The organism is Flavobacterium fryxellicola, from assembly GCF_900143245.1.
Lineage (GTDB): Bacteria > Bacteroidota > Bacteroidia > Flavobacteriales > Flavobacteriaceae > Flavobacterium > Flavobacterium fryxellicola.
This window is the reverse complement of record NZ_FRDK01000011.1, coordinates 62,461-83,912: the sequence shown is the minus strand read 5'-3', so window position 1 is coordinate 83,912 and position 21,452 is coordinate 62,461. Positions and strand designations below refer to the sequence as shown.

The window sequence follows — 21,452 nt, the reverse complement described above, 5'->3', positions numbered from 1 at the left end:
GCTCCCCATTTTTTTTTTTACTATATAGCTTTATCAAGTCGTTTATGTATAAACGAAATAGTGTTTAGAATATCCAAGGCCTCTTCTTCTGTAATTTCAAACTTAATTTTTGGCTCATGAGCAGTTGGATTTCTTATCAAACCAAATATTCCCTTAATTAGATTACATAATCCTATATGCTCGCTTCTGTCTGTATCTGTTTTTAAAAGATTGATTTTAATCAGTGGGTTACTAGTAGAAAATGAAGTTTCAGCTAAAGTATTACCATCTGCGTAAAGTCCAGTCATAGTCCTTAATCGATCTGCAATGCTTTTTGTTGCTTCAAAGACTGAATGAAAATAATTTTCAACCAATAATTCTGCTGTACAATATTCAAAGATTATTTTATGAACATTTCGATTTTCTAACTTATGTTTTAAACTGCTTGCACGTTGCTCTGCTTCTGCAATTGTAGTAGCCTTTTCAACTAGCCTAAATTTGCCTTCTTCTGTAAGCTCTGTACCGACAAAATACAAACGTTTATTTACCTCCAGCCTACGGCTATGAAAAGTGCCTTCCTTTCCAATGTATCTAACTGGTTGTAAGGCATCCTGAACAAATCTTAGAATATGATTTGAGCATTGATTCTTATTTTGCCAATCAGCAAATGCTGAATACAAGCGTTTCCATTTAGTGTTTTGAGAATCAATATCTGGAATATTAGAATTCACTAGGATTTGGCCTATTTCTGTACCACTTAAACCATCTGAAGTATCTCCAATAGATCTACATAGTCCTTCTAATATGTGCGGTTCAAACATTGGTCGTTTAATATCAGCCATATTTTCTACTTTTCTTCTTCATAATAGATTTTATAAAATTTTCTTCCAGTTTCATCTGTTCCATTTTCAATAAGCTTTTTATCCCCATGAATATAGATGTGGAAATTTTTATCCAATTTTAATACACTCTTAAAAACACGAGCTTGCTTCTTAACTGCTTTATCTGAGATTTCAAAGTTTTCAGAAGGAGCAATTTCATTATCTTTCCTAAAAGTTTTATCAAAATTTTGAAAGGATGCAATCAAACTATCATCTTCAAAGACTTTTTTCTCAAATTCTTGTTTGTCGAATTTCTCGTTATTTTTAAAGTAATCAACCGAACGATTTAGTAAATCTATTTTATCCGCTTTACTTACTTCAAATTCTTCAGAAAGTTGTTTTGTAACAAAGTCTTTTGTAATAGATAGGAAATTTTTTGTAAAATGGTAATTATCCGCACTTGGTCGAATGCTCAGAAAATCATCTTTCCAATATTGTGTGTCGTTTGATTTATTAGAGTCAACGATACAAACTGTGTATCCACTTTCAACTTTAACATCGAATATAATACAACCTTTATCAAGTTTTCCAATATTTACACCATTTTCATATTTGATGGTGTAATTATCCTTTGTGGGATCAAATTTTAGAAACACGTCTTTTACTTCTGTTTTAAATAACCCTATTGCTGTAGTCTCTATACCATCCAAAAAAATATTTTCAAATAAACAAATTGTAAATTCTCCTGCATTAACTTTTGGATGAGTAGAACTTTCGTATAGATGTTTTGATATTTCAACAGTATTATCATAAAAGGAATCAGTGTTGGAAAATATCCTGCTAATTAATGTATAAACTGCATTTAATGACAGTTCAGTAGGATTACTGAAATTAAATTTTTCATTATCTTGAAAAGACGAAAGAAAATACTTTAATAAATATTTTTCTGTATCTCCCTCAACTATGTTTACTTCTCCTGATGAAACTTTTATTCTTTCGTCTCTCAATTTGTTTCCAACAAAATGAGTAACTATACTTTGTAATTTAACTCCTGTAAAATCGATCATTATTCTATAATATTGAATTGTTTAAGTTTTTCCAATTTTATTCTTTCAATTTCTTTTGAAAGTTCTCTCTTAAAAAGGTCTATGTTTGCTAGTTTTTTTACTTGTGATGACATGTATAAATTAGGTTCCGATTTGAATACTCCATCTTTTTCAGGTTTATTTTTTAGAGCGTCTGAGAAATTATATTTCACACTATAAAAGCCATTTTTTAAATTGTAATGGTCATATTTATAAGTAATATAAATTTCCTCTAATAAAAGAACTTTCTTGAAATCATCTTCCGAAATCTCATTAATTCCCGACAAGTTTCTACCTGAAAAATAAGTAATCAAATCTTTATCTTTTTTATCTTTAAATGCTTCAGGTATATCTTCAACATCATCAAATTTGAATTTGATTGATTTAATTTCGGGCTCTTTAAATATTGTAGATGAAGTAATATTTGTAAAGCTTAGTAAAAAATTGACACGGTCAATATTGTCTTTAAAACTCTTGAACATAATTTTAATAGTTTCATCTTTAATAAAATCAGCTTGTTTAAATTCACTTTCAACACTTTTCATTACCCTTTTAGCGATAACCTTATCTTCACGAGACACCGTATTTACTCGATTTACTACCAGAGTATCATTTTCTTTTGTACAAATAATTTCAATTCTTCCCCATAAAGTATTTACTGATACTTGGCTGGTAGGATCTTTTCTTTCTGTACGCACATCAAGTATGTATTCATTAGGATTAGACGGGTTTGGTTTAAAAACTGGTGTATCTAGCAATTTCGTGTTTAGATTCTCTGTTACATTATCAAAATTTGGACGTATTCGCTTAAATACACTTTCTAGACTTTCATTTTGTTTTATTTGAAATATCTCGTTAATTGTATTAACGGGTCTATCTTTTACATCTATAAGAGTCTTAAAATCTTCCAGCTCTTTAGGACTAAACAAAAGGACTGACATTAAACTAATCAGTTTACTTCGATCAGCACTTTTTACAAAAATCCCTTTTTTTGCAAGGAAAATTTTCATATCGTTGGCCGTGATTGCATCAGTTTTTAGAAAAGGCTTAATAATATCTCCGTATGGGAGTATGTTTACAAAGGCTTCGTTTAAGTGCTTTGATTTCAGTTGAGTTTGAGTCTTTAGCTCGTCAAAGTTTTCATTTTTTACCAGAGAATTTGATGTTGCCAAAACTCCGTCCAATGCCTCAGCATCTATCCGGTCATATTTTTGTACCTGAATTTTATCTTCCAGAATTTCGTCATCAAAAGAACGTATAACCTCGGCTACGATGTTCTTGTTTTCTATTTCATCATAATCTGAAAAATATAGAAGATACTCATTTCCCAAACCACTTGTAAGCCTAATTGTCAACCAAATGAGTTTTTTCAATGAATCCTCCGAAAAAGAGTCAGAGCAGAAAATAAGGATACTTATCTTGTTGCTACTTTCCTTAATTATTGGGAGTATTGAGCTATTAATGAATTGAGCAGGCAACTTTGTACCTCTTTTACCTATTTGCCCAGGGCTTTGATTAGCTTCAGTTATTGGATATAAAAACTTTACTGTAAGATCTTCGCGATAATTTTTAGCAGTTACAATGGAACTTATTAAAAATACAGCTTTATTATTATCTACAAGATAATAGTACATTTCTTCATTTAGCCAGTCTTTTCTATAGTTGTCTTTTGCATGATGAATAAAATCTTGATTTACCTCTGAATTTTCTGTTGTGAGCCAAAAAAGAATATTATGATATTCTGTTGAAGAATTTCTTTTAAATGGTATTTTATTTTTTAATTGCAAATCATCAAAAATCTTTTCAGAGCTATAGTGGTAATGCTGAATTTCCTTTTTTGATGATAAAGGGTAGGTTAAATCATGAATTGATGTTACTAAAATGGCATCATCTGTGTTAGATTTTAGCTTACTTTCAAAATCTCCAAAAAAGTCGACTTTAAATTCATCATCCTCTTCAGTTTTATCATTATAGATTTTTAAGGCAATGTTTTCATTGAAATTTGTCCATCCTATCAATTCTAAAATTTTCTCCGCAATTCTAATGTTAAAAGGTTTACTTTCATTAGCAGCGGGACTCGCCAATACCGCAAACGGATTGGTTTCTATTTGTCTTTCAATAGCAGAAATCCAATCTAATAGTTGTTTGTCAAAATCTTCTCTAGTGACTTCTTTACCCGTAATTGAATTTGTTCCAAAGTGCATAGCAAGTGTCTTAACGAGAATTTCTCTAACTTTAGAAGACATCTTCGTCCTGCCGTGTTTTTCATAGTAAGCATCAATTTTTGTTGAAGCAATATCGATAAGATTATCAGTATTTAAGGATTGTACTTTTGATATTTTTACCTTTCCAATTGAATCACTTTTGAGGAGTTTTTCTTCTGGATGCCCAACAACAATCAATTCATACTCTTCAATATTTGGAGAGTTGGTAATTAATTCATTACTCCATTTTTTAGCATCAGTGAGCCTGATTATATTTTGAGAGGATTTTACTTGACAAACTTTCACTTTATCTGAATAAACCCACCTAATGTCAACTTTTTCGGATTCATCCAATGGCTCTAACGTTACTTCAGACCACTTATTGTCTGAATCCAATGCGTCTAAAATACAGATAATTGTTTGTATCAGATAACCTCTTATTCCTGCATTACCTCCCATATTTTAATTTTGTATTATTTTTAATAAGGTTTAATTGTTTTTTTTGACTCAATTTAGAAGCATATTAATAAAAAAGCTAATGTAATATATTTCTTTGTTTTAATTTCTGTTTTTAGCCAGACAATTACACTGATTACCAATTTAATAACACATTTGTACAGAAGTCTTTTGAGATTGTATGCATGTCAATAGTAGAAACTCTTATTTTATTACTTGTTCTATTTTCTCCATCAATATTTGAAATCGTTCTTCTCTAATTAGCAATTTTTCATTATGCTGTATTGCATATTGCGATTTACAATATAATATTTTTGATTACTCAAATTTAATGTTTTTTATGATGCTAAAACTAGTTGACACGTCTTCTTCTGCCAAACAAATCCACTTAAAGACAACTCATTAAACCACAACTTTTTCCAAATGATATTTGTTTCAAAATCCTGTAAAGTGCAGGAATAGAGAACAAAAAAACTATTTAAATCATGGAAAATCAAAGAAAAAAACTAGTGCTGGTAGTGACTCTACTATCAACACTTGGTGCATTTGCACAAGGAAACGGAACAGCAGGAATCACAGAGGCTACACAAATGGTAACCTCTTATTTTGATCCTGCTACAAAACTTATTTATGCTATTGGCGCAGTAGTGGGGCTCATTGGAGGAGTTAAGGTATATAACAAGTTTAGTAGTGGAGATCCTGATACCAGTAAGACGGCGGCGAGTTGGTTTGGAGCTTGTATCTTTTTGATTGTTGCGGCAACTGTTTTACGTTCATTCTTCCTTTAGTATTTGCGGTATGAATACGTATAATATAAATAAGGGAATAGGAAGAACGGTAGAATTCAAAGGACTGAAAGCGCAGTACTTGTTCCTATTCGCAGGTGGTTTGCTCGGGATGCTTATCCTGATAATGATCTTGTACATGACTGGAGTCAATTCTTATCTGTGTCTGTTTATAGGAATCGGTGGAGGATCACTATTGGTCTGGCAAACTTTTTCACTAAACAAAAAGTACGGTGAACATGGTTTGATGAAAGTAGGAGCGAACAAACGACATCCACGATATATTATCTGTCGCAAGCCTGCGCATCGTTATTTTAAGTTGAACTCTAAATTGTACCAGCTATGAGAAATAAATCAAAAGCGACCACGCTGGAAAGTAAGTTTCCATTGTTGGCAGTAGAAAATAATTGTATTATCTCAAAGGATGCCGATATCACCGCTTGTTTTATAGTGCAACTTCCAGAGCTTTTTACGGTTGCCTCTGCGGAATACGAAGCCATTCATTCGGCATGGCACAAGGCTATAAAAACTTTGCCCGATTACACGTTGGTACACAAACAGGATTGGTACATCAAGGAAAATTATTCTCCTGATATTGCAAAAGAAGATTTGAGTTTTTTGGCAAAATCGTACCAACAACATTTTAATGAGCGTCCGTTTCTCAATCATTATTGTTATCTGTTCTTAACAAAAACGTCCAAAGAACGTATGCGAATGCAGAGTAATTTCTCTTCGCTTTGCAAAGGTGTCCTTATCCCAAAAGAAATAAGAGATAAAGAAACGATTTCTCGTTTTATGGAATCGGTGGCACAATTTGAGCGGATCGTCAATGATTCCGGTTTTATAAAACTGGAGCGATTAAGTGAAGAAGACATCATTGGAACAAATCACAAACAAGGATTATTGGAACAATACCTAAGTCTTTCAAGAGAGGAGGGGACACCAATGCAGGATATTGCTTTGGGTGGGGAAGAAGTTCGTATTGGAAACAAAAGACTTTGTCTGCATACGTTGTCCGATACAGATGATTTGCCTAGTTCGGTATCAGCAGAAACCCGTTACGAAAAGCTGTCCACGGACAGAAGCGATTGTCTCTTGTCTTTTGCAGCACCAGTAGGATTATTGTTGTCTTGCAATCACATCTACAACCAGTATCTTTTTTTGGATAACAGTGAGGACAACCTGCGTAAGTTTGAGAAGTCAGCACGAAACATGCATTCGTTGGCACGCTATAGCAGAGCCAACCAAATCAATAAGGAATGGATCGAACGCTATTTGAACGAAGCACATTCTTTTGGACATGCATCTATACGAGCGCATTTCAATGTGATGGCGTGGTCTGACAATCCAGCAGAACTAAAACAGTTAAAGAACGACACAGGTAGCGCTTTGGCGTTAATGGAATGCAAACCAAGGCACAATACTAGCGATGTTGCTACGCTTTATTGGGCAGGAATGCCGGGCAATGCAGGAGATTTTCCAAGTGAAGAAAGTTTTTACACTTTCATTGAACCTGCGCTGTGTTTTTTTACGGAAGAAACGAATTATAAAAGTTCACCCTCTCCTTTTGGAATCAAGATGGTGGACAGGCTTACTGGAAAACCGATCCATTTGGATATTTCTGATTTACCAATGAAAAAAGGTATTATCACCAATAGGAATAAGTTCATATTGGGGCCTTCAGGCTCTGGAAAGTCATTTTTTACCAATCACATGGTCAGACAATATTATGAACAAGGAGCTCATGTTTTATTGGTAGATACTGGAAATTCGTATCAAGGATTATGTGAATTAATCAAGGGAAAAACCAAAGGAGAAGATGGGGTTTATTTCACCTACACCGAAGACAATCCTATTGCCTTTAATCCATTTTACACCGATGATGGCGTATTCGATATTGAGAAAAGAGAAAGTGTCAAAACTTTGATATTGACTTTATGGAAACGGGATGATGAACCACCAACTCGTTCAGAAGAAGTCGCATTGTCCAATGCCGTGAGTGGTTATATTGAACGAATAAAACAAACTGACGATTTGCCGTCGTTCAATGGATTTTATGAATTTGTACAAGGGGACTATAAAAAAGTATTGCAGGAAAAGCAAGTGCGCGAAAAAGACTTTGATATTGCCAACTTCTTAAATGTATTAGAACCTTATTATAGGGGAGGGGAATATGATTATTTACTTAACTCCGAAAAGCAACTCGACTTACTTTCCAAACGATTTATTGTTTTCGAAATTGATGCCATCAAGGATCATAAAATACTGTTTCCAATTGTGACCATCATTATTATGGAAGTTTTCATCAATAAAATGCGACGTTTGAAGGGAGTACGAAAACTAATTCTGATTGAAGAAGCTTGGAAAGCTATTGCAAAAGAGGGAATGGCAGAATACATCAAATACCTTTTTAAAACCGTACGAAAGTTTTTTGGAGAAGCCATTGTTGTAACCCAAGAAGTAGATGACATAATCCAATCTCCAATTGTGAAAGAAAGTATTATTAATAATTCGGACTGTAAAATACTCCTTGACCAACGAAAGTACATGAACAAATTTGATGATGTCCAAGCCATGCTTGGTCTTACTGAAAAAGAAAAAGCACAGGTACTTTCGATTAATATGAACAATGATCCCAATAGGTTATACAAAGAAGTTTGGATTGGACTAGGAGGTACGCATTCAGCAGTATATGCTACAGAGGTGAGTCTTGAAGAATATTTAGCCTATACCACAGAAGAAACCGAAAAGTTAGAAGTGATGCGTCTTGCGGGAGAACTGGATGGAAATGTAGAACAGGCCATTAAAAGGTTAGCTCTTGAGAAAAGAGAAAAAGAAAACAAATAGTAAAAATTTAAAAACGAATAAAAATGAAAAATTTAAAAATTATGGTGTGCATGGTAATTTTATTTGCTGTCATGCCGACTGCTAAAGCACAGTGGGTGGTAACAGATCCTACCAATTTGGCTCAAGGAATTGTCAATTCAGCGAGACAGATTATACAAACTTCAACCACAGCAACTAACATGATTAACAATTTTAAAGAAGTCCAAAAAGTCTATAATCAAGGAAAAGAATATTATGATAAGCTAAAGGCGGTAAACAATTTAGTAAAGGATGCCCGAAAAGTACAACAGACCGTGCTGCTTGTTGGTGATGTTTCTGAAATGTATGTAAAGAATTTTGGAAAAATGTTGAACGATCCTAATTTTAATGAACAAGAATTAACGGCTATTGCTAATGGGTATTCCATATTGTTAAATGAAAGTACCGAACTTCTGAAAGAGTTAAAACAAATTGTAAGTTCTTCCAGCTTGTCGCTTACTGATAAGGAGCGAATGGATATTATTGACCAAGTATATCTAAAAGTTAAAGAGTACCATAATTTGGTTCGCTATTTTACCAATAAAAATATTTCGGTTAGTTATCTGCGCGCTAAGAAAGCAAACAGTAGTAAAACGGTATTGGAGCTTTATGGAACTGCTAACCAAAAATATTGGTAATCATGGAGTTTTCTAATCTTCACCAAGTATTGCGTTCGCTCTATGACGAGATGTTGCCACTATCAGCTGATATGGCAGCAGTAGCAAAAGGTTTAGCTGGATTGGGTGCTTTGTTTTATGTAGCATTAAAAGTTTGGCAGGCACTCAGTAGTGCAGAACCGATAGATGTATTTCCGCTACTTAGACCTTTTGCTTTAGGACTCTGCATCATGTTCTTTCCAACGATTGTTTTAGGAACGCTCAATGGGGTACTTAGTCCAGTTGTACAAGGAACACATAGCATATTGCAAAATCAAGTTTTGGACTTGAATGTTTTACAACAGCAGAAAGACCAACTGGAAAGAGAGGCTATGCTTCGAAATCCTGAGACTGCCTATTTAGCATCGGATGAAGAATTTGATAAGAAATTGGATGAATTAGGATGGACGCCTTCCGATTTGGCAACCATATCGGGGATGTATATTGAAAGAGAAATGTATAGTATCAAGAAAATGATTCGCGATAGTTTTCGAGAGTTTTTAGAAGTACTTTTTCAAGCTGCTGCACTGGTAATTGATACGATACGAACTTTCTTCTTGATTGTGCTATCAATTTTAGGCCCCATAGCTTTTGCTATTTCGGTTTGGGATGGGTTTCAGTCCACCTTAACACAGTGGTTTACTCGATACATTAGTGTGTATCTCTGGTTGCCAGTTTCTGACCTTTTCAGCTCGATGTTGTCCAAGATCCAATCGTTAATACTCCAAAAGGATATCGACAGTTTATCCGATCCCAACTTTATTCCTGATTCATCCAGTACGGTGTATATAATCTTTATGATTATTGGCATCATTGGATATTTTACAATTCCTACGGTGACTGGGTGGATTATTCAGGCAGGGGGAGCAGGAAACTTTGTTCGTAATATAAATCAAACTAGCGCTAAAACTGGAAATATTGTAGGAGCTGGTACGGGAGCAGTTACTGGAAATATTGGGGGGAGATTAATGAAGTAACAATTTAAAATTAAAGTAAAATGGAATTTAAAATATTAAGAAATATCGAAAATAGCTTTAAACAAATCCGACTTTATGCCATAGTATTTGCAGTACTCTGTGTTGGAGTGACCGCATACGCAATTTGGGAATCGTATCGGTTTGCAGAATTGCAGCGTCAAAAAGTTTATGTGTTGGATAACGGAAAATCATTAATGCTAGCACTGGCGCAAGACGCTTCAATCAATCGTCCTGTAGAAGCTCGGGAACACATACGTCGATTTCATGAGCTTTTCTTTACACTGGCACCAGACAAGAGTGCTATAGAAAATAATATGAAAAGAGCATTTAATCTAGCAGACAAAAGCGCTTTTGATTATTACAAAGACTTAGCTGAAAAGGGGTATTACAATCGGATTATTTCGGGTAATGTACAACAACGCCTTGAAGTAGATAGTGTGATATGCAACTTTGAAACCTATCCTTATGCTGTAAAAACTTATGCCAAGCAGTACATCATTCGCTCTAGTAATGTAACCAAACGCAATTTAGTTACCTCCTGTTACCTTGTGAATTCCGTTCGTTCGGATACTAATCCACAAGGCTTCAATATAGAAAAGTTTACAGTGCTGCAGAATAATGATCTAGAAATTATTGAACGTTAAAATAAACCAAGATGGAAAATCTTCGAACAAATATTGACTTATGGTTAATAAAGATTGATGTACGCTGGAGAGCACTTCCTCTTCAAAAACAGTACAAGTACATTCTGTATTCTTTTATCAGTTATTTGATTCTTACTGTAGTTGTTACACTTAGCGTTTGGTTTGAAACCGGAAAACACAGCAGTAAGCTGGATGTGGAGCGTATCGAAAGCGCTCTTCTCAAAAAGAACGAATCCACAGCGTCGCTACGGGATTCCTTGTTGTTAATTATAAAAAACAGGAAACATGAAAGAAAGTGAAAACAAAAAAAATACGGTCTTGGTTACGGATGATAGCTTAGATAAAAGTACAGATATAGCGCGAGAATCTTCAGATAATAATGTAGAAAAATTTAAAAAGCCAATCCTGTTTGCGTTGATGGGTATAGTATTTCTTGGTTGTATGTATCTACTATTCATACCATCGGAAAACATAAGAAAGACAGAAGATGTAGGTCTCTATGATTCCGTTCCTCAGGCTTCTACTATCGGTTTACAGAATGATAAACAAAAAGCCTATGAACAGGAAATAGTGGAACAAAAAAATCGAGAAAAACAAAATGCGCTAACCTCTCTGTCTGATTACTGGAATGAGGGGAGTACAGAAGAATCATTGCAAGATGTTTCTGAAATTGAAAAAGAAACCAATACTAATACTTCGCTGAATAGTTATCGCAATGCACAAAATACATTGGGCAGTTTTTACAATAATGATAAATCTGAAACGCAGGAATTACGCAAACAATTAGATGAGGTAAAAAAAGAGTTAGCAAGAAAGGAAGAAACACCTACCAATATTGTTGACAATCAATTGGAGTTAATGGAGAAGTCATATCAAATGGCGGCTAAATATTTGCCAGTCAATAAGACTTCAACGGAACAATTAAATGAAAAAACAATGGCTGTTTCTACTGCTTCAACCGAAAAGGAATCTTTTGTTTCATTTATTCCTGCTCGAAAAAATGCTGTTTCGTCATTACATAGAAACCTTCCTGACAGCACTTTTATAGCTAATTGGAGCGAAAATCGCAATCGAGGATTTTATACTGCTGGGAAAACCGAACTGGAGACACAACCAAAAAATAGTATTAGAGCTGTTATCCAAATCACACAGCTAGTATCAGTAGAAAGCAGTGTTCGTTTACGTTTATTAGAGCCTGCCAAAATACAAAACCGTATTATTCCTCAAGGAACAGTGTTGACGGCAAACTCAAAATTCAATCAAGGAAGGCTCCAAATGAAAATTACGTCGATTGCGTTGGATGGTACTATTCTTCCTGTTGATCTTACTATCTATGGATTAGATGGACAACAAGGATTATTTGTACCCTATTCTCCCGAAATGAGCGCTCTAAAAGAAATGGCTGCCAATATGGGGCAAACTTCAGGAAGCAGTATTATGCTTTCAAGTTCCCCAGGGCAACAGATTGCCGGCGATTTGAGCCGTGGTCTTGTGCAAGGTATTTCAGGTTATTTTTCAAAAAAAATGAAAACTCCAAAAGTAACCTTGAAGTCAGGGCTTCAAGTGTTTCTAGTCTCGAAAAATTAAATGATCAGCTTGGTAAAATTTAATAAAATTAAATATGAAAACAACAATGAAAAATATAATACTAGTATTGGTCTTAGTTATAGGCTACAGTACGAAATTTGAAGGGCAAGTGACTGTTAATAATGCCCAAAAATTGAACTTAGAAAAAATAGATCCGTACCCGATAGAGGTAACTTATAGTAAAACTTCGCATCTGCTATTTCCTTCTGCAATTCGATACGTAGATTTAGGAAGTGAATACCTTATTGCAAGCAAAGCGGAAGATGCGGAAAATGTATTGCGAGTAAAGGCTTCAGTACGTGATTTTGCAGAGGAAACCAATTTTTCAGTAATTACCGAAGACGGACATTTTTATAATTTCAATGTGCTCTACAATTCTTGGCCTGTAAATACGAATTATAATCTTTTAGAAATGCAGAAAGGAATAAATAGAGAGAATTCAAATGATGTTCTTTTTGAAGAGCTCGGAAAGAATTCGCCTTCATTGGTAGACGAGTTAATGGGAACGATATACAAAAAAGACAAATATTTAATAAAGAATAAGGGTGCTAGAAGTTATGGTATCGAGTTCATATTAAAAGGAGTCTATGTAGATGATGGCAAGTTCTATTTCCATACTCAAGTTACTAATTGCAGTTACGTCACTTTCCATGTCGATTTTGTTACTTTCAAAGTAGTGGATAAAAAGCTAGCCAAACGTACAGTTATACAAGAAAGGACGTTGAATCCACTACGGATTTACAAACCATTGGACGAAATTAAAGGTAAAACGGTAGAGCGAAATATATTTTTATTGGATCAATTTACTATTGCCGATGACAAAGTACTCCTGATAGAAATTTATGAGAAAAACGGAGCGAGACATCAGTTGATAAAACTTAAAAATTCAGATTTACTCAAAGCAAAACTGATAAAAGACAGGAAGTTTCATAATTAAAATTGGTTCTTTTGAAGGAGGTATTTGAGGATAATTCTCTCATAGTATTCAAAATATAATAATGGGCAAATAGGCTGTTTCACGACTTGTGATATAGCCTATTTTTGTTGGGTATATTACAGTGTTTTTTTAACTGTTTATAAATAAGTACGCAACTTACTGATTTATAAATAGTAAGTTCCGTACTGATGAGGTAGTTTTCACTAAATTTAAAATTTAAAATTAAAAAAAATCAAATTATGAATCCAACAATGGTTTTAAGTAGTTTAGCTTTGCTAAGTGGTTTTGGTATTCGTTATTGGATAAACAGAAGAAAATTTTACAGAAGAAGTCCTTTGGGAGCGGAAAGTTTTTCAAGTTATGAAAAATCAGTCTTTATTTCATTTTTGGAACGTACAGGAAAATGGATTGCATATATTCTGATTATTTTTGGACTACTTTTATTATGGAGTTATTCAAAACAACAGAAAGATAACAAAGTGCTAATTCAAAAAGAAGTTCCATTTAAACACGATCAAAATCCAAAATAATAAAGTGGCATTCTTTTGCTTCTTTTCTTTTGTCACTTATGTGGAAAGAAAAGAAGTCCAGTAAAAAAAATAGGATACTGACTATCCTAACCAATAATCACGAGCTTTTTGGTAAAATATAAAGAGCAATGAGAATCTGTGCGATTGTTGTTTTACCAAAATGGTTGTATCATTTCCCACAAAAAGACTTTCCCGACCATTGGAAGGGAGTGTCTTTTTGCATCCAGACTTTGAAGTAATGCAACCGGAATAGGTTGTGCCCTAAAATCTTTAAGATTTAGAAAAAAACTTTATTCTGAAAAATAATAGAAATTGTTAAAATTAAAGGCGACTACTTTTGTGAGTAGTCGCCTTTAATTTTAAAGCCTTTTTAATTGAAGCTGAAAACGTCAGTACCATTTTTTTGAAATGAGGTACAGATTTCAAAAGCCTTTTGCGATTTTGATTGTGCAGTACCTCCCAAAATAATAGATTGTAATTTTGCTTCATTGTCCTTATAGCTACGTACATTTTGGTAGTAGCCTGTAACTGCGTTATAAGCTCCAAACAAAGTGCCTTTTGTCGTTTCCATTTTTTGTGAGTCGCTCGTCATAGCATAGGCAAAGGCATCCTCAACCGTATTTTTAAAAACGGTGGATATTTCGTCCTCATTTCCGTTTTTAATATGCTGTAAGGTTTCCTTGTTGGGACATAGTGCTAATTGTATCAATTTTTTAACCTCGTTGTCGTTTACTCTTACTTTTGACCATTCATTAAAAATTCCCTCTAGTTGATTACTAAATTCGTTTGCTAATCCCATTACTTCATGCGCATTCTCCAAACGTTGTTTTGCTCCCGACGTATGGCGGATGCGTACCACGTTGCTCATATTTCGAAGAGAAGCGTTAAGCGTATTTTGGCATACAATTCTAACAGGTGTAAAAGCTGCCGTAATACTTCCACTACCATCATGCGAAGTGGTGAGGAAAATATATTTTTCTGTAACATCATCACCATTGCCAACACGAATATAGTTAGGTAATTTTGCAGTAATAAAAATGCGTTCCCCATTGCCTAAAGCGCCTGCAGTCTCGTACAAAATCCCATCGGTACCACCTACAATAGCATCAAAAAAACTAAATGCTTCACGATTTTGTACAATGTGATACTCTTTACCGACTACACCCAATACCGTATTATTGTCGGTGCGGATAGTAGCAAAATAATTAGGCACCTCCAGCTCATTATCCCTAATTTCTAATGTGTTTGTGTTTTCAATAATGCCTGATCCTTTTGTGAAAATAGGACTTTTTACTACCTCATAATTAAGTCCTGCGTGTTTAATTGCTTCTGCACTTGTCGGATAGTCTGTTACTATTTGACCTAAACCGTGCCAAGCTTTTTGTTGTACGCTAAAAAATGAATAACGTCCCGTTCTTTCGTTGAAATTTAAATTGTGTGCCATGATATTAAAGTTTTAAAGTTGAAAAAATGATTAAGTATTTAGTGTTAAAATGGTAGATCATCTGCAGGTTCTTGTATAATGATCTTTGTTTTCTCTTGTTGTACACTTCCTTGTGTATGTTCAATTTTCTTACTACCTCCGTGTAATTTTATAGTCGAAGTGTGAAAATTCAAACATGATCGAAGTTCTCCGTTAGTAGCTGTCCAGGCTCTTGTACTTACTCTTCCTGTTAGCTCTACTAAGGTGCCTTTGGCGAGCATTTTTGCAACATTTGGACTTATCCAGTAGGAGCAATCAAAATAGCTAGTTTGCTCTATGCGTTCTCCTTGCTTATTTCGGTAACTATCATTGATAGCTACTGAAAAATTCACTACTTGTTTGTCCTGCGGGGTTCTGTGTATTTCCGCATCCCTTGTCAATCTTCCGATGATGTTCATAATTTTCATTTTTTCATTTATAATTTTTCATTTAATTTATTCGGCAATGAGAGGAGGAGCTGTTTCGTTTCACTCTTTTACCATTTTTAATACTGTTATTTTCCATAATTGACATTTTTTTATATTCGTCTAAAGAGTCGGAGTATGCTTTGTTTCGTTTCACGAGCATAAAAGGTTAGTGCTTAGCAAAAACAAGGTTTTGTCAAATAAATACAACCCGAACGGGTGGAGATTTTTTGACAAACCCGCAGGGCTTGACCTTGTTTTTGTGCTAAGAACACTAGAATACCTTTGCTCTTGAAATGGGACAAAAAAGCATATCGGCTCCTTCATATTAAAAGTGGAGATTTTAAATAAGGTATTATGCAAATGATTGAATGGTGTCAAAAAAAGTAATCAGCTTTGAAGAATGATTGTAAAACTTTAAGTTCAGTCTCCTTTTTTAAAATCTCTGGCTACGAGAGCCAGGTAAAAGGATCTTAAAAAATAATGAATAGTTTAATGCTCGTATTTTTAAGATTCTTTTATTAGATATCCGACTAAGCTCTTTTATAATGGAGCGCAGCAGAATTATAAATGTGCTTTGAGGATCTACTTTAAAAGTTCAAATCGATAATATTTTATTAAAATCTCTGGCTTCGAAAGCCAGGTAAAAGGATCTTAAAAAATAATGAATAGTATAACGCCAGTATTTTTTAAGATTATTTTATCAGATATCCGGCTAAGCTCTTTTATAATGGAGCGTAGGGGAATTATAAATGTGCTTTGAGGATCAACTTTAAAAGTTCAATTTGATAATATTTTATTAAAATATCTGGCTTCGAAAGCCAGGTAAAAGGATCTTAAAAAATAATGAATAGTATAACGCCAGTATTTTTTAAGATTATTTTATCAGACATCCGACAAAGCTTTTTGGAAGGGAGCGCCGCGGAGTTATAAATGTGCTTTGAGGATCAATTTAAATTGCGATTGGTAGACGATATTAAATTTTTTCGAAAATAAATTAATGGGATAAGTTAAATTGCTAGGATTTAATAGCTCCAAGTATTAATGAGAAGTTGAAGTACTTCAAATATTATCTTTGGATTAACATAGTAAATTTACTCATTGTGAAGAAGCGCGGTAAGGTGATCAATTTACAGTAAATAGTTGTGTTTATTATCTGCACTTTTTCATTCTAAACTTAATATAAATTTTTTGAACTATTGTTCCCTATCGCAAACAGACAGGTATGGACAAAAAGAGACTTTATATGACAAATAGTTTTGTTTGTGTCGTTAGTCATTAAATTTAAGTTTTGATACTTACTGTAAAACGAGTAAGCAAAATATTTGTAGAGCTGGTTCTAAAAATATTTACTTCCGAAATTCTAAAGAATTATGAAATATAAGAGAAACAATTTAGGTGTTGCTCCATGCAATATGAAGATCTTGAATGAACGACTGGTAATTATTGAGGAATTTCTGCATCTAAATGCCATTGTGGAAAATAGTCCTCTAGTAAATTCCGGAGGGTGTAAAACTATAAAATGTGGCTCTCGATTGCAAAAAGGGGAGTTGGTTTATCTATTTCACATTTTGATTGAAGGAGGAACATTATTTTTTGATCCTATAGATAAAAAAAAGAATAGGAGGCTGTTTCAAAGCTTCATTGAGAAAAATTTTACGTATTTGGGAGAGGGAAATTTACAGCATCATATTATGGACTGTAGCAGGCATTTTTCTGAATGTTTAGGTTTTACATATCGAGAAAAGCAAGTGCGTTATCTTGAAAAAATTATCATGATATTGCTTAAAAAGAAGGAATCTTTAAATCAATTGTAGTATTTCAAGTGTTTGAATTTTACTTTAAAATTAATTAATACGCTGTTAAACTATAAATATTATGGGAAAAGAAGAAAATGAAAAGAGAAATAAAGAGATCATTATAATTTTAAAAAAGATCTTGCTTCCATTGTACTCTAAATTAGATCAAATTGATGCAAAGATTGTATATCCTGATAAAAACAAATTTCCACAGTATTATAGAAATGAAGACTTGAAAAAAGTCTTTGGATTTTCAAACAATACGATAGTAAAATACCGGCAAAGCGGAATACTACCTTTCACAAAAATGGGGGATATTTATTTATACGATGTCTCAACTATTGCTAAAACGCTCAAGCAAAGATCAAATGGGGAATTTTGAAACGACTCTCTTATCATAAAATATTAGAAATTCGTAAGAAAATGAAAAAGCCACAAGACTCTATGTTTTTGTGGCTTACTTATCAGTTCTTCTATATTTTTATTTGTAGCGCTCTTTGAGTCTATCCATGTCAACCATCACACTCTCGTCCATTACTTTGGCGTAGTGCTGAGTTTGCTTGATATTTGTATGTCCCATCATTGCGGATACGTTTTCAATTCGCACTCCATTGCCAAGGGTAACTGTGGTGGCAAAGGTATGTCTTGCAACATACCAAGTAAGCTTCTTTTGGATACCACAGACATCCCCAATTTCTTTTAGATAGGCGTTCATCTTTTGATTCGATATTGACGGAAGTAGGCCGGGTTGCTTGCCACGGTATTTTTCGATGATCTTGAGGGCTGGGGGTAGCAGTGGCACATTCGCCCTAATATCTGTCTTTGCTCTTTTTGCTATAATCCACAAGCTGTCGGAACCGTCTTTTATAATGTTGGTCTCGTTAAGTGAGGTGGCGTCTACAGGTGCGTATCCAGTATAGCAACTGAACAAGAATATGTCTTTAACTCTTTGCAGACGCTCTATATCAAATATCTTTAAATTTATTACATCCAGCTCATGCTGACTCAGAAATACCGAATCTGTAACTTTAAGCTTGCCGTCATAAACTTCAAAAGGATTCTTTACGATAGAACCCATTCTTACAGCATGCCTGCACGCAGTCTTGAACATTCGCATATACTTCACAACTGAGTTATTTCTTATCCCGATGATGCCTTTGAATTCACTGTCATACCTGAGAAACGATTCGAGAGAGAAAACGAATGCATCATCTATTTCACTAACATCCATTTCAGCTGCTTGATAATGTTTAAGTAGAAAAGTTCCCAGAAGGGTTTGTGCACGTTGATACTTCTGAAGAGAGGCTGGAGCTCTGTCGCCAGCATCCGTCTTTTTTTTAAAATGGACATTGTGTTTTTCGATTATTCCGATTATTCCCGCTGCTTTCTTATTAGGTATAGACTTTCCTTGTATTTCCGCCTTAAGCGAATCTAAAGATACTTGCGAACCGAATTTTAAAATATCATTCACCCTGCGCTCTACATCCAACTTGAATATTTCCAATGCATTTCTGATTACCTTTTCGTTCTCGAGTCTCAAGGTATTGCGAAGGTTGGTTGTAGCTTGCCACCTTTCCCGAGTCATCATCTTTCCCGTACTCATAGTAGTTGACTTATTATGAAATGATACTTTAGCAAAAATAGGAGAGAGGCCACTTTTATTTACCTTGTCTGCCTTGAGGTAGAAATTTACTTTTAACATGTTCTTGGAATTTAAATTAATAATTAAAATTGATTTAAAACCACTTAATAACCTAGTGACCGCAGGGAATTCCCAGGGAATTCCCAATTTTTAGTTACCCTATTTTAAGCCAAAAAGAGTAGATTTTGACAGGGTAACTAATAGGGTAACTGTACTTTGACACAGCATGTGTATTTTGACACTTCCCTTAAAAGAGAAAAGCCTCTAAATGCTAGCATTTAGAGGCTTTTGATTCATAAAGTTTCGATTGAAACTTGGTCTGGCGGAGAAAGAGGGATTTGTGTCGCCTGCTTAATGCGCTAATATATAGCTTGTTATAGAGCTGTTTAAAACTAGGGTCTCGATTTTGCTCCTGTCAATTTTAGTGCAAAAATCATGTAATCTTATGTCCATAAAAGTAGTGATTTTAGCTGTTTAATCAAAGAGAATTTATCTTTTTATTAATAAAATTTGAACTGGTCTACTATTATTATTTGAACATGTAAAGTTCAAAATTTGAATAGGTTAATCACTGTTTCTATCCAATAATTAGTGGTTCAACCTGTTCTATTTTTAGGCTTGTATATTGGCAAAACTCTTCTATTGATACTAATTCATTTTGGAGCTTGTTTAGTTCTTTTCTAATATTTTGCAGCATTCTAATACTTTGACGATAACTCTTTCCGGTTATGCGTTGTATGTCCTTAGGGTAGATACACAATCTCTTATTATCTATTTTCATACTTTATCTATAGCTTTGATTAGGCTTTGACTTACTTAAAAATCCTACTGCCTAAACGTTTATGTAGTGTAAAATTAGAAAAAAAAGTAATTGGTTTAGAAGCATTTATAGGAATAAAGTAGTGTATCTTTCTTCTAACAGCATTTTATATTTTTCTTTGTATTCATCGGATAGGAAAGAGGTATTAACCCATTGGATGGCGATAGGTTTGTTTTTCTGAAATCGTTTGGCGATTCCTTTGATTTGTTTGTCGTTTAAGTCTAATGATTTTCCCAATCGTTCGAAATGCTCCCATTTTAATTTTTTCTTTTTTCCTTCCAAAGTTAAAGCCAGTTCTTCGGTGTCGTCCGGATTTACAATAGCTACGTTCAGAAGATCATAGGCAGGAGCTAACGTCCAGGATTCGCCTGTGTTTATCATGGAGAAGTTCTTGAGATGCATATCATTATTTCCTGTTAAGAAGCTAAAAATTGCTAACTCCAAGAAATAGACTTTATCCAATAAGGTATTGTCAGAATACTCGTTTAGGGCTTTACCAATTTTTTCCATAGAGCTTTTGTATTTGTCAAAAGCTTCCGTGATTTGGAACATGTCGAGCATGTGGGTTTTTTCACCCGTTGCTGTCCTGTCAATACGTTTGGTAATATAGGACAGCTCTCCGGATTGTAATCGTATCAAGCTTGATTTTACCGTATTAATTCCAAATGCTTCTGCAATGCGCATAGTTACATGTTCATTTGCGGGCATTTCAGGGAATTGTTCGGATGGCGGTTTCAAAATAAAGTTACCGCCCAAAGCGCCGACAACGGTAAGGCGTCCTTTATTTCTATCCTGAATCGTATCATTTACTATTGATAGTGATAATTTGGGTTGTACTCCTGGAACCGCTACGCTACGCTCTACTATATTTTGAGCTAATCCCACCATTTGTTGTAGGGTATGTTCAAATGCAGGTTGCCGCTTTGTTCCAAAAAAAACTAAGCTGCACTGCTCATGAAAATCACCTACAATTGTATCATCCAATATTTGATAACAGTATAAACATTTCTTACTCATTTTCGTTAGGTATTGGTTGGACACTAACTGCTCCGATACAATTTTGGCAGCATGCCAGTAGCAATCCCATTCGGTCGTTTGGATTAATTTTCCAGTTTTTGGATGCGATATCCAGTAGCCAGCCTTCAGGAATTAATCCTTCAAAAAATGGGAATAATCGTTGATTGGTATATGTTTTGGCGCTTACGGGCATTGTAAAGGTGATGAACTGTTTGGGGTACTCTTTTATATATTTTTCTTTATACTGAAAGAGATATTCTCCCTCATCTGTTTCCGTGAGTATTCCTGCCAATAGGTCTTTATAATATATTGCTGCCTTTCTCATTATTCTTTCTTATCATTTTTGGATAATTCTCTTGCGTTTACTGGTGCGAGGGTATGCCCGAACATTCTGAGAACTTGGTTTACCTTCTCCAAATTTAGATTTTCTTTGCCTTGCTCTATTTTTCGAATAACGGTGAGTGCCACTCCAGCACGGTCCGCAAATGCTTCCTGTGTGAGGTTTACTTCATTTCTTTTTTCTTTTACAAAGTCAGCTAGTGTTATCATGATTATATGCATTTACAACGAATTAAATCAAATATAGTAAATTATATGTAAAAGCATATAGTCTTACTGTAAAAATTAATTTTATATGCTTTTACGTATACTCGTATATGGTGATTAATTTGGAAATTCGCTGTCATTTAAGTTGATTTATGCCATTTATGCCCAAAAGTGCCATATGGAATGGTCATGGCTTTTTTATGCGGTTAAATTGT

The 21,452-nt window shown here is 34.2% G+C and carries 21 protein-coding genes; 12 read left to right on the top strand and 9 right to left on the bottom strand.

Annotated features, from left to right (window positions below):
• Nucleotides 1-20 precede the first annotated feature (20 nt).
• Genes BUA03_RS14135 through BUA03_RS14125 form a run of 3 tightly spaced genes read right to left on the bottom strand, consistent with a single transcriptional unit; the run spans nucleotide 21 to nucleotide 4,548 of the window.
• On the bottom strand, nucleotides 21-821 hold the full coding sequence (locus tag BUA03_RS14135) for a TIGR02391 family protein (RefSeq protein WP_066076273.1): 801 nt from the start codon (nucleotides 819-821) through the stop codon (nucleotides 21-23).
• 5 nt (nucleotides 822-826) lie between these two features.
• The gene (locus BUA03_RS14130) at nucleotides 827-1,867 is read right to left on the bottom strand and encodes a nucleoid-associated protein (RefSeq protein ID WP_066076270.1); all 1,041 of its coding nucleotides are present in this window, start codon (nucleotides 1,865-1,867) and stop codon (nucleotides 827-829) included.
• Nucleotides 1,867-4,548 (bottom strand): PD-(D/E)XK nuclease domain-containing protein, encoded by a 2,682-nt coding sequence (locus BUA03_RS14125; RefSeq protein ID WP_066076267.1) that lies wholly within the window; start codon nucleotides 4,546-4,548, stop codon nucleotides 1,867-1,869. Before BUA03_RS14125 ends, BUA03_RS14130 begins: the two co-directional genes overlap by 1 nt.
• A gap of 482 nt (nucleotides 4,549-5,030) precedes the next feature.
• On the opposite strand from BUA03_RS14125, the gene BUA03_RS14120 reads away from it, so the two are divergent.
• From BUA03_RS14120 to BUA03_RS14075, 10 genes are all read left to right on the top strand, one after another.
• Nucleotides 5,031-5,333: a DUF4134 domain-containing protein gene (locus BUA03_RS14120; protein WP_066076264.1), complete on the top strand. Its 303-nt coding sequence runs from the start codon at nucleotides 5,031-5,033 to the stop codon at nucleotides 5,331-5,333.
• A gap of 10 nt (nucleotides 5,334-5,343) precedes the next feature.
• Nucleotides 5,344-5,676, top strand: a complete 333-nt coding sequence (locus BUA03_RS14115; RefSeq protein ID WP_066076261.1) for a DUF4133 domain-containing protein — start codon at nucleotides 5,344-5,346, stop codon at nucleotides 5,674-5,676.
• Entirely contained in the window at nucleotides 5,673-8,177 is a 2,505-nt protein-coding gene (locus BUA03_RS14110) for a TraG family conjugative transposon ATPase (protein WP_066076259.1), read from the top strand. The genes BUA03_RS14115 and BUA03_RS14110 overlap by 4 nt, the downstream gene beginning before the upstream one ends.
• A gap of 23 nt (nucleotides 8,178-8,200) precedes the next feature.
• Entirely contained in the window at nucleotides 8,201-8,833 is a 633-nt protein-coding gene (locus tag BUA03_RS14105; protein WP_066076256.1) for a DUF4141 domain-containing protein, read from the top strand.
• Between the two features lie 2 nt (nucleotides 8,834-8,835).
• Entirely contained in the window at nucleotides 8,836-9,828 is a 993-nt protein-coding gene (traJ, locus tag BUA03_RS14100) for a conjugative transposon protein TraJ (protein ID WP_066076254.1), read from the top strand.
• Nucleotides 9,829-9,848: 20 nt separating this feature from the next.
• Nucleotides 9,849-10,472, top strand: a complete 624-nt coding sequence (gene traK / locus BUA03_RS14095) for a conjugative transposon protein TraK (RefSeq protein WP_066076251.1) — start codon at nucleotides 9,849-9,851, stop codon at nucleotides 10,470-10,472.
• 11 nt (nucleotides 10,473-10,483) lie between these two features.
• A complete protein-coding gene (locus BUA03_RS14090; RefSeq protein ID WP_066076246.1) occupies nucleotides 10,484-10,771 on the top strand; it encodes a hypothetical protein in 288 nt (95 codons plus the stop codon).
• Entirely contained in the window at nucleotides 10,758-12,059 is a 1,302-nt protein-coding gene (gene traM / locus BUA03_RS14085) for a conjugative transposon protein TraM (protein ID WP_066076244.1), read from the top strand. Before BUA03_RS14090 ends, traM begins: the two co-directional genes overlap by 14 nt.
• A 34-nt stretch (nucleotides 12,060-12,093) precedes the next feature.
• Nucleotides 12,094-12,996 carry a conjugative transposon protein TraN gene (gene traN / locus BUA03_RS14080; RefSeq protein WP_066076241.1) on the top strand — a complete coding sequence of 301 codons (903 nt, stop codon included), beginning with the start codon at nucleotides 12,094-12,096 and terminating at the stop codon, nucleotides 12,994-12,996.
• A gap of 239 nt (nucleotides 12,997-13,235) precedes the next feature.
• Nucleotides 13,236-13,526 (top strand): molybdenum ABC transporter permease, encoded by a 291-nt coding sequence (locus BUA03_RS14075; RefSeq protein ID WP_066076239.1) that lies wholly within the window; start codon nucleotides 13,236-13,238, stop codon nucleotides 13,524-13,526.
• Between the two features lie 370 nt (nucleotides 13,527-13,896).
• Here BUA03_RS14075 and BUA03_RS14070 read toward each other — a convergent pair whose 3' ends face one another.
• Complete coding sequence (locus BUA03_RS14070; protein ID WP_066076236.1) at nucleotides 13,897-14,970, bottom strand: DUF932 domain-containing protein; 1,074 nt, start codon at nucleotides 14,968-14,970, stop codon at nucleotides 13,897-13,899.
• Nucleotides 14,971-15,014: 44 nt separating this feature from the next.
• On the bottom strand, nucleotides 15,015-15,407 hold the full coding sequence (locus BUA03_RS14065) for a single-stranded DNA-binding protein (RefSeq protein WP_066076367.1): 393 nt from the start codon (nucleotides 15,405-15,407) through the stop codon (nucleotides 15,015-15,017).
• 1,379 nt (nucleotides 15,408-16,786) lie between these two features.
• On the opposite strand from BUA03_RS14065, the gene BUA03_RS14060 reads away from it, so the two are divergent.
• Complete coding sequence (locus BUA03_RS14060) at nucleotides 16,787-17,230, top strand: hypothetical protein (protein WP_066076233.1); 444 nt, start codon at nucleotides 16,787-16,789, stop codon at nucleotides 17,228-17,230.
• 61 nt (nucleotides 17,231-17,291) lie between these two features.
• Nucleotides 17,292-17,594 carry a helix-turn-helix domain-containing protein gene (locus BUA03_RS14055; protein ID WP_066076230.1) on the top strand — a complete coding sequence of 101 codons (303 nt, stop codon included), beginning with the start codon at nucleotides 17,292-17,294 and terminating at the stop codon, nucleotides 17,592-17,594.
• Nucleotides 17,595-17,693: 99 nt separating this feature from the next.
• On the opposite strand, the gene BUA03_RS14050 is transcribed toward BUA03_RS14055, so the two are convergent.
• The 4 genes from BUA03_RS14050 to BUA03_RS14030 all read right to left on the bottom strand — a co-directional run bounded on the left by BUA03_RS14050 (nucleotide 17,694) and on the right by BUA03_RS14030 (nucleotide 21,240).
• On the bottom strand, nucleotides 17,694-19,001 hold the full coding sequence (locus tag BUA03_RS14050) for a site-specific integrase (RefSeq protein ID WP_245792676.1): 1,308 nt from the start codon (nucleotides 18,999-19,001) through the stop codon (nucleotides 17,694-17,696).
• Nucleotides 19,002-19,740: 739 nt separating this feature from the next.
• A complete protein-coding gene (locus BUA03_RS14040; protein WP_066076215.1) occupies nucleotides 19,741-20,691 on the bottom strand; it encodes a HipA domain-containing protein in 951 nt (316 codons plus the stop codon).
• Nucleotides 20,684-21,016, bottom strand: coding sequence for a HipA N-terminal domain-containing protein (locus BUA03_RS14035; RefSeq protein WP_066076212.1), 333 nt, complete (start codon nucleotides 21,014-21,016; stop codon nucleotides 20,684-20,686). The genes BUA03_RS14040 and BUA03_RS14035 overlap by 8 nt, the downstream gene beginning before the upstream one ends.
• On the bottom strand, nucleotides 21,016-21,240 hold the full coding sequence (locus BUA03_RS14030; RefSeq protein ID WP_066076364.1) for a helix-turn-helix domain-containing protein: 225 nt from the start codon (nucleotides 21,238-21,240) through the stop codon (nucleotides 21,016-21,018). Before BUA03_RS14030 ends, BUA03_RS14035 begins: the two co-directional genes overlap by 1 nt.
• Nucleotides 21,241-21,452: the final 212 nt, after the last annotated feature.

Excerpts from the sequence above, each read along its gene's own strand:
- BUA03_RS14035 (WP_066076212.1), bottom strand. The coding sequence starts at position 21,016 with ATGAGAAAGGCAGCAATATATTATAAAGACCTATTGGCAGGAATACTC.
- BUA03_RS14075 (WP_066076239.1), top strand. The coding sequence starts at position 13,236 with ATGAATCCAACAATGGTTTTAAGTAGTTTAGCTTTGCTAAGTGGTTTT.
- traJ (WP_066076254.1), top strand. The coding sequence starts at position 8,836 with ATGGAGTTTTCTAATCTTCACCAAGTATTGCGTTCGCTCTATGACGAG.
- BUA03_RS14040 (WP_066076215.1), bottom strand. The coding sequence starts at position 20,691 with ATGAGTAAGAAATGTTTATACTGTTATCAAATATTGGATGATACAATT.
- BUA03_RS14130 (WP_066076270.1), bottom strand. The coding sequence starts at position 1,867 with ATGATCGATTTTACAGGAGTTAAATTACAAAGTATAGTTACTCATTTT.
- BUA03_RS14135 (WP_066076273.1), bottom strand. The coding sequence starts at position 821 with ATGGCTGATATTAAACGACCAATGTTTGAACCGCACATATTAGAAGGA.
- BUA03_RS14070 (WP_066076236.1), bottom strand. The coding sequence starts at position 14,970 with ATGGCACACAATTTAAATTTCAACGAAAGAACGGGACGTTATTCATTT.
- traM (WP_066076244.1), top strand. The coding sequence starts at position 10,758 with ATGAAAGAAAGTGAAAACAAAAAAAATACGGTCTTGGTTACGGATGAT.
- BUA03_RS14055 (WP_066076230.1), top strand. The coding sequence starts at position 17,292 with ATGGGAAAAGAAGAAAATGAAAAGAGAAATAAAGAGATCATTATAATT.
- BUA03_RS14115 (WP_066076261.1), top strand. The coding sequence starts at position 5,344 with ATGAATACGTATAATATAAATAAGGGAATAGGAAGAACGGTAGAATTC.
- BUA03_RS14065 (WP_066076367.1), bottom strand. The coding sequence starts at position 15,407 with ATGAACATCATCGGAAGATTGACAAGGGATGCGGAAATACACAGAACC.
- traK (WP_066076251.1), top strand. The coding sequence starts at position 9,849 with ATGGAATTTAAAATATTAAGAAATATCGAAAATAGCTTTAAACAAATC.
- BUA03_RS14125 (WP_066076267.1), bottom strand. The coding sequence starts at position 4,548 with ATGGGAGGTAATGCAGGAATAAGAGGTTATCTGATACAAACAATTATC.
- BUA03_RS14120 (WP_066076264.1), top strand. The coding sequence starts at position 5,031 with ATGGAAAATCAAAGAAAAAAACTAGTGCTGGTAGTGACTCTACTATCA.
- BUA03_RS14060 (WP_066076233.1), top strand. The coding sequence starts at position 16,787 with ATGAAATATAAGAGAAACAATTTAGGTGTTGCTCCATGCAATATGAAG.
- traN (WP_066076241.1), top strand. The coding sequence starts at position 12,094 with ATGAAAACAACAATGAAAAATATAATACTAGTATTGGTCTTAGTTATA.
- BUA03_RS14105 (WP_066076256.1), top strand. The coding sequence starts at position 8,201 with ATGAAAAATTTAAAAATTATGGTGTGCATGGTAATTTTATTTGCTGTC.
- BUA03_RS14110 (WP_066076259.1), top strand. The coding sequence starts at position 5,673 with ATGAGAAATAAATCAAAAGCGACCACGCTGGAAAGTAAGTTTCCATTG.
- BUA03_RS14030 (WP_066076364.1), bottom strand. The coding sequence starts at position 21,240 with ATGATAACACTAGCTGACTTTGTAAAAGAAAAAAGAAATGAAGTAAAC.
- BUA03_RS14090 (WP_066076246.1), top strand. The coding sequence starts at position 10,484 with ATGGAAAATCTTCGAACAAATATTGACTTATGGTTAATAAAGATTGAT.